Source organism: Metabacillus sp. cB07 (assembly GCF_016839225.1).
In the GTDB taxonomy this organism is placed as follows: Bacteria; Bacillota; Bacilli; order Bacillales; family Bacillaceae; genus Bacillus_P; species Bacillus_P indicus.
On sequence record NZ_CP069296.1, the window covers coordinates 693312 to 707702 of the forward strand.

A 14391-nucleotide genomic window follows, 5' to 3' on the forward strand; every position below is an offset into this window, starting at 1 on the left:
GGAAAATGTATCATGGAAAAATACATCTTATCTTTAGATCAGGGAACAACAAGTTCAAGAGCTATTTTATTTAACAAGCAAGGCGAAATCGTTCACATTGCTCAAAAGGAATTTAAGCAGTATTTTCCTAAGCCGGGCTGGGTTGAGCACAATGCCAATGAAATCTGGGGATCAATTCTTGCAGTTATTGCAACATGCCTCAGCGAAACAAATGTAAAGCCTGAGCAGATTGCAGGGATCGGAATTACCAACCAGCGTGAAACAGCAGTTGTATGGGATAAAAACACATCACAGCCTGTCTATAACGCAATTGTATGGCAATCACGCCAGACTGCAGGCATCTGTGAGGAACTGAAAGAAAAAGGCTACAATGATACATTCAGAGAGAAAACAGGATTATTAATTGATGCTTACTTCTCTGGAACAAAAGTGAAATGGATCCTTGACAACGTGGAAGGAGCAAGAGAAAAAGCTGAAAACGGCGATCTTTTGTTCGGTACCATTGATACGTGGCTAATTTGGAAGCTTTCGGGCGGAAAAGCGCATGTTACGGATTATTCAAATGCTTCCCGCACACTTATGTACAACATCCATGAGCTGAATTGGGACGACGAGCTGCTTGAATACCTGACTGTGCCGAAATCCATGCTGCCTGAAGTGAAACCGTCTTCAGAAGTATATGCCAATACGATTGAATATCATTTCTTCGGCCATTCTGTACCAATCGCAGGTGCAGCGGGAGATCAGCAGTCTGCCTTATTCGGACAAGCATGTTTTGAAGAAGGAATGGCTAAAAATACGTACGGAACAGGCTGCTTTATGCTTATGAACACAGGGGAAAAAGCCATTCGCTCTGAAAATGGCCTGCTGACGACAATTGCATGGGGCGTTGACGGAAAAGTGGAGTATGCCCTTGAAGGAAGCATTTTCGTTGCAGGATCAGCTATTCAGTGGCTGCGTGACGGTCTACGCATGTTTAAAGATGCAAAGGACAGCGAGGCATACGCAGAACGTGTTGAGTCTACTGACGGCGTATATGTCGTTCCTGCATTTGTCGGACTTGGAACTCCTTATTGGGACAGTGACGTGAGAGGTGCAGTCTTCGGTTTAACGCGCGGCACGTCTAAAGAGCACTTTGTCCGTGCTACACTGGAATCTCTTGCTTATCAGACAAAAGACGTTCTGACTGCGATGGAAGCTGATTCAGGCATTTCCCTGAAAACACTCCGTGTAGACGGCGGTGCGGTGAAAAATAACTTCCTTATGGATTTCCAGAGCAATATGCTTGGAGTGCCGGTAGAGCGTCCTGAAGTAAATGAAACGACAGCTCTTGGCGCTGCCTATCTTGCAGGACTTGCAGTCGGCTTCTGGGAAGACAAGTCGAATATTGAAAAGCAATGGAAGCTTGATAAGCAATTCGAGCCTGATATGGAAGATGAAAAGCGTGATGAGCTTTACAGCGGCTGGAAAAAAGCAGTAAATGCAGCTCAGGCTTTTAAATAAACAAAAGCTGTGATATACTAATATCAAGTTAATAGAACGGTTGGAGATTTGGAGAGGCCACAACACTGGCGCATGCATGTCATGCTGCACCAGCTTGTTGTGGTCTCTTTTTTATCCCCTTCTGGAAAATAATAGGAGGTACTAAATATGACTTTTTCAAGCGATAAACGACACGATGTCTTAAATAAAATGACACAGGAAACATATGATGTATTTGTAATCGGCGGCGGTATAACAGGTTCGGGAATTGCACTGGACGCAGCTTCCAGAGGAATGAAAATTGCACTGGCAGAAATGCAGGACTTTGCAGCAGGAACATCAAGCAGATCCACGAAGCTCGTTCATGGAGGACTGCGCTATTTAAAACAGTTCGAAGTGAAAATGGTTGCCGAAGTCGGAAAAGAAAGAGCCATCGTATACGAAAATGGACCGCACGTCACAACGCCTGAGTGGATGCTTCTGCCTATGCATAAAGGGGGAACTTTTGGACCGTTCTCAACATCCATCGGTTTGCGCGTTTACGATTTCCTTGCTGCTGTCAAACGCGGCGAAAGAAGAAAAATGCTGAGTGCTAAAGATACTCTGGCTAAAGAGCCATTAGTTAAAAAAGACGGTCTTAAAGGCGGAGGATACTACGTTGAATACCGCACAGATGACGCAAGACTGACAATTGAAGTAATCAAAGAAGCGGCGCGTTTTGGCGCAGATGCCGTCAACTATGCAAAAGTGGAAGGCTTCATTTACGATAAAGGAAAAGTAGTAGGCGTTCATTTAGTTGATACGATTTCAGGGAAACAATATGATGTCTACGCAAAAAGAGTCATCAATGCTGCAGGCCCGTGGGTTGATACATTAAGAGAGATGGACAAATCAAAAACAGGCAAATCCCTGCAGATGACAAAAGGAATTCATCTTGTGTTCGACCAGAGCAAATTCCCGCTGAAACAGGCCATCTATTTTGATACGCCGGATAAGCGCATGGTTTTCGCCATTCCGCGTGACGGCAAAACGTATGTCGGCACAACAGATACGGTTTATAAAGAAGATCCAAAAAACCCGCGCATGACAGTGAAGGACAGGGATTATGTCATTGAATCGATCAACTATATGTTCCCTGATCTGAACATTAAAGCTGAAGATGCCGAATCAAGCTGGGCCGGTATCCGCCCTCTTATCCATGAAGATGGAAAAGATCCGTCTGAGATCTCCAGAAAAGATGAAATCTGGACGTCTGAAACAGGTCTCATGACGATTGCAGGCGGTAAGCTGACAGGCTACAGAAAAATGGCAGAGCACATCATCGACATGATTGTGAAAGATTTCAAAACAGCGGGAATGAAAGACTTCGGTCCGTGCAAAACGCGTAATATGCCTATCTCCGGAGGGCACGTTGGAGGTTCTGGAAGCCTTGAGACCTTTGTTAAAACTAAAACGCAGCAGGGAATGTCCCTTGGCCTGACTGAAATGCAGGCAAAGCATCTTTCAAGAAGATATGGGTCAAATGCAGATGCTCTATTTGAAAGAGTGGAAGCATTAAAATCTGAGGCTGATCAATACGGACTGCCGGTTTACATCCTTGCTGAAATTGATTACAGCATGTCAGAGGAAATGACGGCGACTCCTTCAGATTTCTTTGTGAGACGAACAGGTGCTGTTTATTTCGACATTAACTGGGCGAAGCAATACAAAGATGGGGTCATCAACTACATGGCTGATAAACTGAAGTGGACTCCTGAACAAAAACAAAATCATACAAGCATCCTTGAAAAGCAAATTCATGATGCAGTCGTACCTGATGAAGTAAGAAAAGCGAATTAACAGTTGGAGCTGCAGCCCGGTACGGCTGCAGTTTTTCTATGTTCTTTACTAAAATTTAACTATATTGAAATTGAAATTTTTTTACAAAAATAAAAAGTCAGACAGGCTCGAGATGTGTTAAAATAAGCGAAGAAATCGACGTATTTCTATTTTTTACATACGAAATCAGGCAGGATTTGTCTGAAACATGAAGAAAGTGTTACATACAAATAAAATTACTGGAGGTACGTTATGAGTTTTGAAAAAAGCTATCAGCGCTGGAACAGCAAAACAGATTTAGATTCAGAATTAAGACTGCTTTTATCCGGTTTGGAGAATGACGACAAAGCGCGCGAGGATTGCTTTTATAAAAACTTGGAGTTTGGGACGGGCGGAATGCGCGGAGAAATCGGCGCAGGCACAAACCGCATGAATGCTTATACGGTCCGCAAAGCTTCAGAAGGACTTGCTCTTTATATCGAATCTTTCGGTGAAGAAGCCAAAAAGCGCGGAGTGGCGATTGCCTACGATTCACGCCACAAATCACCCGAGTTTGCCATGGAAGCAGCAAAAACTCTTGCAAGCCACGGCATTCAGACGTATGTTTTTGAAGAACTGCGCCCGACACCTGAACTTTCATTTGCTGTCCGCCATTTGAATGCGTTTTCCGGCATCGTGGTTACAGCAAGCCATAATCCTCCTGAATATAACGGCTATAAAGTATACGGCGAAGACGGCGGACAGCTGCCGCCTGCTGCCGCAGATGAAGTCATTGCGAAGGTCAACTCGATTGAAGATGAACTGAGCATCGAAGTAAAGGACGAAGCTGAACTGAAAGCTGCCGGCCTCATCAAAATGATCGGGGAAGAAATCGATGCTGCATACACAGATAAGCTCGTGACCATTTCGGTAAACCCTGATCTGTCAAAAGAAACAGACTTAAAAATCGTTTTCACTCCGCTTCACGGAACAGCAAACAAGCCTGTTCGCCGCGGACTTAAAGCGCTGGGCTATGAGAATGTAACAGTCGTTGCCGAACAGGAACAGCCAGATCCAAACTTCAGCACGGTCAAATCGCCAAATCCGGAAGAGCATGCTGCATTTGAATATGCCATTCAGTATGGCCAGAAAAACGACGCTGACCTATTAATAGCAACGGATCCTGATGCAGACCGCCTCGGCCTTGCCGTTAAGAATCTCGAAGGAGAATATGTCGTTCTGACAGGAAACCAGACAGGCGCCATCCTGCTTCACTACCTGCTTTCCCAGAAAAAAGAAAAAGGCAAGCTTCCTGAAAATGGCGTTGTGCTGAAGACAATCGTAACCTCTGAAATTGGCCGTGCCGTTGCTGAGTCATTCGGTTTAGACACGATCGACACGCTTACAGGCTTTAAGTTCATTGGAGAAAAAATCAATGAATATGAGCGCACAGGTCAATACTCATTCCAGTTTGGTTATGAAGAGAGCTACGGCTATCTGATCGGCGATTTTGCCCGCGATAAAGATGCCGTTCAGGCTGCCATCCTCGGAGTAGAAGTTGCTGCCTACTATAAAAAACAGGGCAAAACGCTGTACGAAGGCCTGCTTGACCTTTTTGAACAGTACGGCTACTACCGCGAAGGCCTTGAGTCATTAACCCTCAAGGGAAAAGACGGAGCAGAGCAGATTCAGAGAATTCTCGCTTCCTTCCGCAGCACGCCGCCTGAAACGCTTGCAGGCTTGAAGGTAACAGTTGTTGAAGATTACAAAGCGGGAACCCGTTTAAACATTTCATCTTCTGAAACAGAAGAAATCACACTCCCATCTTCAAACGTCCTGAAATACTACCTTGAAGACGGCTCATGGTTCTGTCTCCGCCCATCAGGCACAGAACCTAAAGCGAAGTTCTATTTCGGTGTAAAAGGAAAAACCCTGTCAGAAAGTGATAAAAAGCTTGAAGAAATATCTTCAGATCTGATGAAAAAAGTACATGCATTGATCTAAGCAGAAAGCTGAAAAGGAATTTCCTTTTCGGCTTTTTTATTTGCGGTTTCTTGGGTGTTTATCTGTCATATAAGTGCCCTCAATTTTTGATTTTCAAGTTTTGGGGGTACGAACCACGAATCCGGTTGAGGTATTTTCCTGACCTCCTGAGCTAAACGGCCGATTCCGCTTTTCGCGTTGTCCAGCTCCGCCTCCCAAGTCCTCAGTCGGAACAAAATCCCCGAAAAAGTCAAACCCGGACTTTTCCGGTGATTTCTTATCCGCCGATCGGACCTAAACGGTCGGCTCCGCTTTTCTAGTGTCTACATCAAAAGTCGTACTCAAAATCAGTCACATTTACAAGAGATCAGATAGGAAAAGATTGATATACTGGTTCTATAGACAACGCAGGTGAGGATGAGGAAAATGGCTATAGATGAAAGACGGATTTTTGAGCTGCAGGCTTTGAAGACCATTGCTGAAACACTTAATCAATCGAACGACCTTATCCAGATGCTGGATGATGTGCTCGGCAAGCTTTTAGATGTGACAGGTCTTTCGACTGGCTGGATTTTTCTGATCGACAGCGACAAGCAATACAGGCTTGCGTCGTATCATTGTCTTCCGCAGGCTCTTGAAGCTTCCGGCAAAAAGGCGATGTGCGAAGGCGACTGCTGGTGTATCGATAAATTTCATGACGGAAGGCTGAATAAAGCAGCAAATATTATTAACTGCAAACGCCTCGAGGATGCGGAGGAATTTAAGTGGGGAGATACGAACGGCATTACCCATCATGCAACTGTTCCTCTTCGCACAGGCGATGAAAAAATCGGATTATTGAATGTGGCTTCTCCTAACAAGACGCATTTTTCTTCAGAGGAGCTTGCTCTGCTTGAGGCTGTTGCTCTTCAAATCGGCACAGCCATGAAGCGCATGAAGCTTGTTGAGAATGAGCAGCGTCTGGCATTAATTGCTGAGCGCAACAGACTTGCACAGGATCTGCACGATTCTGTTAACCAGCTGCTTTTTTCTATCATGCTTACGGCAAGAGGCGCAAAAGAAATGACCCAAGAAGAACAGATGCAGGAGATGCTTACATATGTCGGCGACCTTTCGCAGGAAGCTCTGTCAGAAATGAGAGCGCTGATCTGGCAGCTCAGGCCGCAGGGACTTGAAAACGGCATTGCATCCGCTCTTATGAATTATGCGAAAGTGCTCGGTCTAAAGCTCCAAGCAGACATACAAGGGGTCCAGACTCTGCCTTGCTGCACAGAAGAAGAGCTGTGGCGTATTGGGCAGGAAGCCTTAAACAACTGTAAAAAACATTCGGGAGTTAAAGAGGCGTCCATTTCCATATTCAGATGCAAAAATGAGGTAACCATGACAATTAAGGATCAAGGCGCAGGGTTTTCTTACAACGAAAAACTCCCGCTGCCTTCCCTCGGTCTTCAGGGGATGAAGGACAGGGCGCACAAGCTGAAAGGGAGTTTTGCGGTGCGGACGGAAATCGGCAAAGGAACCGAAATAGAAATCAGACTACCAATTTAGGGGGATACGGGCAATGGGAATTCGCCTGCTGATTGCAGATGACCACAAAGTCGTCCGCAGAGGATTGCATTTTTTTCTGAAAACACAAAAAGACATTGATATTGTGGGAGAAGCCGAAAACGGGCAGGAAGCAGTAGAGCTTGTCCGTTCCTTAAATCCGGATGTCATTTTAATGGATCTCTCCATGCCGGTTATGGACGGCGTTGAGGCAACGAAGGAAATTCGCATGTTCAACCAGAAGATTAAAGTCATTATCTTAACGAGCTATGCCGATCAGGACCATGTCATTCCTGCCATTCAGGCCGGTGCTTCAGGTTATCAGCTGAAGGATGTGGAACCTGATGAACTAGTCCATACGATCAGGGAAGTGCTAAACGGGGAGAGCAAGCTTCATCCTAAAGTCACATCCCACGTCATGTCTCACTTGATGCAAACGAATCAAAAAGAGCAAAAGCCATTGACACCGCTTACCAATCGGGAAAATGATGTATTAAAGGAGATTGCAAAAGGCAGGAGCAACAAAGAAATTGCAGCAGCACTCTACATTACTGAAAAAACGGTTAAAACACACGTATCCAACATCCTTTCAAAGCTTGAGCTTGCAGACCGGACACAGGCTGCACTCTACGCGGTGAAAAACGGATTGGACTAATGAAAGGAAGATGAAACATGAAATTGCTTGTCATTAACGGAAGCCCAAGAAAAAGCGGTAGAACGCGTCTTGCGGCTGCAGCGATTGCAGAAAAATCAGGAGCTGACCTGATTGACTTAAGCGTGCTGAATCTCCCTCTTTTTAACGGGGAAGAAGAGCAGGAAACCATTGAAGCAGTACAGGAATTGAAAGCGAAAGTCAAAGAAGCTGACGGAATTGTCCTGCTTTCTCCTGAATACCACAGCGGGATGAGCGGGGCTTTAAAAAATGCGCTTGATTTTCTTGGCAGTTCCCATTTTGCACGCAAACCTGTCGGACTCATTGCAGTAGCAGGCGGCGGAAAAGGCGGAATCAACGCTCTAAACAACATGAGAACCGTCATGAGAGGGGTTTATGCAAATGCCATTCCAAAGCAGCTTGCCCTTGATCCGATTTGCTTTGACTACGAAAACAGGAAGCTGCTTGAAGACTCAGAAGTACTTGTCAATCAGCTGATGGAAGAACTGAAAATGTATGTAGAGTTTTATGTTCAGAAACAAAAATAACCAGGAGGGGATTTGATCCCGCTCCTGGTTTTATTTTGGCTCCAGAGCCCGAATCTGGCGTTGGACTGTTACACGCCTGATTCGGATTATTAGACAGGTTATTTGGCTTGTTAGATGTGCGATTTGGATTGTTAGGCATTGAGATTGGATTGTTAGCTCGATTCAAGGCCTAAAATGAGCTCTTTTTTAAGGGTGAGCTCCAATCTTGATCACAAGGTTTTTAGAAAAAAGGCATTTTTGTTTTTTTGCTACGGCTGATTACTGATTAGAAAGAAAAATTGCGCTGATTTTACCGCTGTTTCCTTATCTAAGGTCGGCTCCGCTTTTTGCATTGTCCAGCCCCATCAGCCAACTCCTCTGCCAGAACAAAATCACCGAAAAAGTCAAACCCGGACTTTTCCGGTGATTTCTTATCTGGCTCCCGGAGCTAAACGGCTGATTCCGCTTTTCTCATTGTCCAGCTCCATCAGCCAACTCCTCTGCCAGAACAAAATCACCGAAAAAGTCAAACCCGGACTTTTCCGGTGATTTCTTATCTGGCTCCCGGAGCTAAACGGCTGATTCCGCTTTTCTACATTGTCCAGCTCCGCCTCCTAGTCCTTCTGTCAGAACAAAATCAATGAAAAAGTCAAACCCGGACTTTTCCATTGATTTCTTATCTGACTGCCAGGCCTGAACAGTCGGCTCCGCTTTTCTATGTCAAATAAGCATACTCAGCTTCTTCATGCTCATGGCCGGTTTCGACGGCGTGGTCTATATAGCGCAGGAGCGAGTAGAGTTTCTTTTCGACTTCTGCGTAGTTGTTTTCAAAGTTGTAGGCGTGCAGGAACTGCTCGATTCGTTTTGAGAGCAGGTCATCTTTTGTGCGCACCATCAGGATCAGCAGGTTGTCCCACTGCGAGCGGTGCGTGTAGTATAAGGCTTTGTCGTAATCGACTGTCTCCACATTCATTCCTCCTTTGAAGGAGATATGAATAGTGTATGTGGTTAGGGTGGCTTTTTTCTGTGTAAAAGTTGGAGGGGGCGAAGGCAGTGGGTGGGAGTGTTTTCCCGGGATAAAGATCCGGTGAGTTAAATGGTTCTGTTCAGGAAAAGATAAGTGCATAAGAACTTGCAGCCGGAATGGCCGCAAGTTCCAATTAAGAAAATGAAAGCCACAGTCAGTTGATAAATGGCAGGTCATCTTCAGACGATGACTGGTAGCCGTCACCGACAATCCAAATACTTTGGTTATCAGGGTCAGATACTTTTGTGTACAGGACACTCCGCGGTGAGAGGACAGTTCCGGCGGTGCCTGCTTTTATGATATTTGAACTGGAGGCAAGGGTTGGAGAGTACTGATAGTAAACCGTGTCTGTGTCGATTTCAAAATGCAGGTGAGCCCCGGTAGAATACTTTCCGGTGTTCCCGTAGTTGCCCAATCTGGAATCTTTCGTTACACGTGTTCCTTTAGAGACAGCGATTGAATCCAGGTGATTATATCTGAAAACCAAATCTCTGGTTTTCCCTGTAGAATGAATATAAGCATCTGGATATTTTACGATAACAGTATTGCCGAGTACGTTGTCATAGCCTGTTGCAAGGACTGTTCCGCTGCCGCTTGCCCATACAGCCCGGCTGCCTGATGAAGAAGTCAGGTCCCATCCATAGTGTTTGAATCCAAACCGCTGTTCATACTTCGCATTTAAATATCCTGCAGTGATATAGGCGTTGTTGACAGGCTGAATTAATTTTTGAGCCGCCGAGGCAAAAGAAGGGACCGAGAGCACGAGCAAGAAGACGAGGGCTGCGACACAGAATACAATTTTTTTCATTTTTTTCCTCCTTTGTATGATGGTTCCTAATATAAAGAATATTCCGCCTGAAGTACACCGGAATTTTACAATCTGTAAAAAAAGGGAGTATTTTCCTGAGTCATAAGGGCTGTGCATTCCTTCCGCCAAAAGCAGGTATCACTCATACAATGAAGAAGTCTACATATATTGAAAGTACCTAATAGATGGACAAGGGGGATGAAATGGAAAGGGAGATACGAATTCTGTCGCCATGCGGCATGCTCGGGTACGGTTTTCCGCATGAGAGTTTTTTGAATGGACTGAATTTAAAACCGCACGTGATTGCAGTGGATGCAGGTTCAACAGATGCCGGTCCGCATAAGCTTGGCGAGGGAGTTGGCATTGTTTCAAGGCGTGCTGCGAAAAGAGATCTTCAGCTGCTGATTGCTGCAGCGGTTGATCATAAGATTCCGCTGATCATCGGTTCTGCAGGCGGTGCAGGTGCAAAACCCCACGTAGAGTGGACAATTGACATTGTACATGAGATTTTGAACGAGATCACGGCTGAGCCAAAAATCGCCGTCATATGGGCTGATATTCAGCACCAATCTGTCATCAAGGCATTGGAAACGGATAGTCTTGAGAAAATGAGCCCCAATGTTCCTGATATAACTGAGCAAACTCTCAATGAAACCCACTCGATTGTTGCTCAAATGGGGCATGAACCCATTTTACAAGCGCTTGAGCAGGGGTGTGACATAATTGTTTGCGGAAGAGCATTTGATCCTTCTATATACGCAGCAGCCGGCATCTTTTTTGGAAAAGATCCCGGCCTTTCGTATCACCTTGGAAAAATCCTTGAATGCGGGGCACTGTGTGCAGAACCGGGAACTACGAAAGACTGCATTTTAGGCACGATAAAAAAAGATTCTTTCACGGTTCAGGCGCTGAATCCGTCCAGAACATGCACAGCAGCAAGCGTGGCAGCTCATACCTTTTATGAAAAAGACCACCCATACCTCCTGCACGGTCCCGGTTTTATGCTGGATTTATCCGGGTGCACATTTCATGATGGGGGAAGCGGCATTGTAGAAGTATCAGGAAGCAGGTACATCCCTTCAAATGAATACTGGATAAAATTAGAAGGCGCTCGGAAGACGGCATACAGAACGTTTGTGATTGCCGGTGTCCGCGATCCGCTGCTGATTGAAAAAATCGATGAAGTAGAAGAGGCTGTAAAACAGGATGTCTTAAGCCACTACAAGGAAATACCTGCTGACTCCTATCAGATCCAGTTTTACAACTACGGCAAAAATGCTGTACTGGGTGAAAATGAACGGGCTGTTTTTTCAGGACATGAGCTTGGCATTCTATTTGAAGTGACCGCTGTTACCCAGGAGATGGCGAGCAGCATTTGCGCGTCACTTCGCTCTACATTTTTGCATTTTGGCTATGAGGGAAGGAAGTCAACTGCAGGAAACCTGGCTTTTCCTTTTGCCCCGAGTGATATTGATTTTGGACCTGTTTATGAATTTTCCGTCTATCATCTTATGAAACTTGAAAATGAGCTGCCTTTTCGGCTGGAGGTTTTATGACATCACTTGGAGAATATGCAAAAATCCTCAGAAGCAAAAACTCAGGGCCATTTGAGATTACGCTTGATGTTTTATTCAGCGACAGAGTGACCTACGATCATGTGAAGAAGACCGGGAAAATCAATAAGGAAACAATTTGCGGACTTTACCTCCTGAAAAAGGAGCAGCTGAAGAGCATTGTTTTTTATGATCAGGCACTTGGGTTTAAAGTGACGTTTTACAGAAACACTTCATCGGGGGCGGTTTGTGACCGCGATGTATACGGCGCCCAGCAGCATGCGCCGCTTATGAACTTAGAAATAGATTAGGAGATTGAAAGATGAAGAAAATTGCTGTTATCGGAAGTTTGAATATGGATTTGGTCGCCGTTACGGAAGTGTCGCCAAAGATGGGAGAAACCGTATTCGGCAAGGACTTCAGCATGTTTCCCGGAGGCAAGGGAGCGAACCAGGCAACGGCAGCAGGCAGACTTGGAGCGCAGGTCATGATGTTTGGCACTGTTGGAGACGACGATCACGGGAGGTCCCTGCTTGCAGAGCTTGATAAAAATCATGTTGATGCCGGCCACGCGGCTAAACGAAAGGATGCGCCTACAGGCTGTGCATTGATTGAAAGCTGCCGGGGCCAAAACAGGATTATTGTGATACCCGGTGCAAACAGCAAAACAGACAGGAGCTATCTTGAGGAGAAAATGGAGGTCATCCTTGAAGCGGATGTGATCCTTCTTTCAATGGAAATTCCGCTGGAGTCGATAGAGTATGCGGCTGAAATACTCAGCGGATATGGAAAGACGGTCATCCTGAATCCCGCTCCGGCTGTTCCCATTCCGGAATCATTGATTGATAACACATCCTACATTCTGCCGAACGAGCATGAAGCCGCCATTCTTTTCAACATGCCGGAGGAAGAAGCGTTAAGGAAATATCCCAACAAGCTGCTGATTACAAAAGGAGAGCATGGCGTCGTCTATCATGACGGCGAAAAGCCGGTTCATATACCTGCCGCAGAAGTAAATCCGGTTGATTCCACAGGGGCAGGAGATACATTTGCCGGAGCGTTTGCAGCGGCGTCAGCGAAAGGGATGGTTCTAAAGGAAGCTGTTCAGTTTGCTGCAGCTGCAGCTGGCCTGAGCGTGGAAAAACACGGCGCACAAAGCGGCATGCCGACGGATAAAGAACTGGAGGCATTCAGAAGCAGGGGCAAAAGCAATGAGTAGAGAAAAGCTTGCCTTTATCAAGCGGGACTGGATTTTGTACGTGATGTTTCTGCCTGCGCTGATCTATTTCAGCCTGTTTCATATTGTGCCGCTGATCGGGATGAAGCTCGCCTTTCAGGATTACCGCATTATTGGTGACAATGTGTGGGTTGGATTGAAGCATTTTCGTGTTTTGTTCGATTCGCCCGCGTTTTTCACTGTGCTGAAAAATACGATTATCATCAGCACGATGAAAATCATTTTTGTTTTTCCGATTCCCATTATTCTGTCGCTTCTTATTAATGAAATCAGACACGCCTCTTACCGGAAGTATGTTCAGTCTGTTGTCTACCTTCCCCACTTTCTTTCATGGGTTGTCATTGCAGGCATCTGGATCAGCCTGCTGAATCCGGTTGACGGGGGAGTGAATATCATACGGAATGTTTTTCAGCTGCCTTCGCTTGATTATATGACAAGCAAAGACCAGATCCGCTGGGTCCTTGTGTTTTCGGAAATGTGGAGAAGCGCGGGATGGGATTCCATTATTTATCTGGCGGCTATCATGAAAATCAGCCCTTCTCTTTATGAAGCGGCAAAAATGGACGGGGCCTCGGGACTTCAGCAGATGAGGTATATTACACTGCCTGAGATGAAAAGCACGGTCATTACCGTATTCATTTTAAATCTTGGATTCTTTATGAATGCAGGCTTTGATCAGGTTTTTAACTTCATGAATGATTCAGTCATCAGTGTTGTAGATATTCTGGATACATATGTATACCGAATCGGAATTCTGAACGGTCAGTATGCATATGCGACCGCCGCAAGCCTCTTCAAAGGAGCAATTGGCGTTGTGCTGATCTTTGGAACACACTTTCTCGCCAAACGCCTGACCGGGAAGGGAGTGTGGTGAGGATGAAAACGATGAAATGGCCGGTCGTGATTCTATATACAGGTTTGTTTCTTGTGACGTTGACGATGATTGTGCCGATCCTGAACCTGCTGGCACTATCGCTGACAGCACCTGAAAACGCCCATAAAATGACCGGATTGTCGTTGTTTCCGAAAGGTTTTTCTCTCGTAAACTATGAGATTCTTCTTTCCAATCCGCTGATTGTGAAGAGCTTGTTCAACTCCCTTTTTATCACTGCTGCAGGAACGCTGCTGAACCTTCTTTTGACAGCGCTTTCAGCTTATGTTCTGACAAGGAAGCGGCTGGTTGGAAGAAGACTGTTTATGGTGCTGCTCATTGTCATCATGGTGTTTGAACCCGGTCTAATTCCAGAGTACCTGGTGGTTAAAGACCTGGGACTGCTGGATTCTTACCTTTCTTTAATCCTTTATAAGGCAATTAATGTTTATTATTTGTTTATTATGATGCGGTTTTTCGAAGATGTGCCTGAAAGTATTCTGGAGGCTGCCAGGATGGACGGGGCCGGGCATTTAAATATCTTCTTCAGAATTATGCTTCCGCTCTCTAAGCCGGCACTGGCGACACTCGGTCTGTTTTACGCCGTTTTTCACTGGAATGAATTTTTCCGGGCTTCGATTTATTTGACGGATCCGGGGAAGTGGCCGCTGCAGCTCGTACTCAGGCAATTTGTCGTGGAACGGGACAATGCTTCGCTTGTCGGGGTGCAGACCCTTCTCGAGTACAAAAGTGTAGCAAGCCTTGATTTTGCGTCACTTCAGGCAGGCACCATCATCATTGCCATTGTGCCACTTTTGATCATGTATCCCTTCATCCTCAAATTTTATGCAAAAGGTGCGCTTGAGGGCGGAGTGAAAGATTAACTTAAAAAAGAAAAGGGGAATAAAC

General features: G+C 45.5%; 13 protein-coding genes. 11 read left to right on the plus strand and 2 right to left on the minus strand.

Annotation, left to right across the window (positions count from 1 at the left end; genetic code table 11):
• Positions 1–12 precede the first annotated feature (12 nt).
• The 6 genes from glpK to JOJ89_RS03645 all read left to right on the plus strand — a co-directional run bounded on the left by glpK (position 13) and on the right by JOJ89_RS03645 (position 8007).
• Entirely contained in the window at positions 13–1503 is a 1491-nt protein-coding gene (gene glpK / locus JOJ89_RS03620) for a glycerol kinase GlpK (RefSeq protein ID WP_203289606.1), read from the plus strand.
• A 147-nt stretch (positions 1504–1650) separates the two neighbouring features.
• Entirely contained in the window at positions 1651–3321 is a 1671-nt protein-coding gene (locus JOJ89_RS03625) for a glycerol-3-phosphate dehydrogenase/oxidase (RefSeq protein ID WP_203289607.1), read from the plus strand.
• Positions 3322–3552: 231 nt separating this feature from the next.
• The gene (locus JOJ89_RS03630; RefSeq protein WP_203289608.1) at positions 3553–5283 is read left to right on the plus strand and encodes a phospho-sugar mutase; all 1731 of its coding nucleotides are present in this window, start codon (positions 3553–3555) and stop codon (positions 5281–5283) included.
• A gap of 405 nt (positions 5284–5688) precedes the next feature.
• Entirely contained in the window at positions 5689–6810 is a 1122-nt protein-coding gene (locus JOJ89_RS03635; protein WP_203289609.1) for a GAF domain-containing sensor histidine kinase, read from the plus strand.
• Positions 6811–6823: 13 nt separating this feature from the next.
• Positions 6824–7462, plus strand: a complete 639-nt coding sequence (locus JOJ89_RS03640; RefSeq protein WP_203289610.1) for a response regulator — start codon at positions 6824–6826, stop codon at positions 7460–7462.
• A 17-nt stretch (positions 7463–7479) separates the two neighbouring features.
• On the plus strand, positions 7480–8007 hold the full coding sequence (locus tag JOJ89_RS03645; protein ID WP_203289611.1) for an NADPH-dependent FMN reductase: 528 nt from the start codon (positions 7480–7482) through the stop codon (positions 8005–8007).
• A 694-nt stretch (positions 8008–8701) separates the two neighbouring features.
• On the opposite strand, the gene JOJ89_RS03650 is transcribed toward JOJ89_RS03645, so the two are convergent.
• Complete coding sequence (locus JOJ89_RS03650; RefSeq protein WP_029567235.1) at positions 8702–8953, minus strand: YhdB family protein; 252 nt, start codon at positions 8951–8953, stop codon at positions 8702–8704.
• Positions 8954–9167: 214 nt separating this feature from the next.
• Entirely contained in the window at positions 9168–9821 is a 654-nt protein-coding gene (locus tag JOJ89_RS03655; RefSeq protein ID WP_203289612.1) for a M23 family metallopeptidase, read from the minus strand.
• A 203-nt stretch (positions 9822–10024) separates the two neighbouring features.
• Between JOJ89_RS03655 and JOJ89_RS03660 the strand changes: the two genes are divergently transcribed.
• The 5 genes from JOJ89_RS03660 to JOJ89_RS03680 are packed head-to-tail and all read left to right on the plus strand — an operon-like array spanning position 10025 to position 14366.
• Entirely contained in the window at positions 10025–11377 is a 1353-nt protein-coding gene (locus tag JOJ89_RS03660) for an acyclic terpene utilization AtuA family protein (protein WP_203289613.1), read from the plus strand.
• The gene (locus JOJ89_RS03665; RefSeq protein ID WP_203289614.1) at positions 11374–11685 is read left to right on the plus strand and encodes a DUF4387 domain-containing protein; all 312 of its coding nucleotides are present in this window, start codon (positions 11374–11376) and stop codon (positions 11683–11685) included. Before JOJ89_RS03660 ends, JOJ89_RS03665 begins: the two co-directional genes overlap by 4 nt.
• 11 nt (positions 11686–11696) lie before the next feature.
• Positions 11697–12593, plus strand: a complete 897-nt coding sequence (gene rbsK / locus JOJ89_RS03670; protein WP_203289615.1) for a ribokinase — start codon at positions 11697–11699, stop codon at positions 12591–12593.
• Positions 12586–13485 carry an ABC transporter permease gene (locus tag JOJ89_RS03675; RefSeq protein WP_029285291.1) on the plus strand — a complete coding sequence of 300 codons (900 nt, stop codon included), beginning with the start codon at positions 12586–12588 and terminating at the stop codon, positions 13483–13485. Before rbsK ends, JOJ89_RS03675 begins: the two co-directional genes overlap by 8 nt.
• 2 nt (positions 13486–13487) lie before the next feature.
• Entirely contained in the window at positions 13488–14366 is an 879-nt protein-coding gene (locus tag JOJ89_RS03680) for a carbohydrate ABC transporter permease (RefSeq protein ID WP_029567239.1), read from the plus strand.
• The last annotated feature ends 25 nt before the right edge of the window (positions 14367–14391 follow it).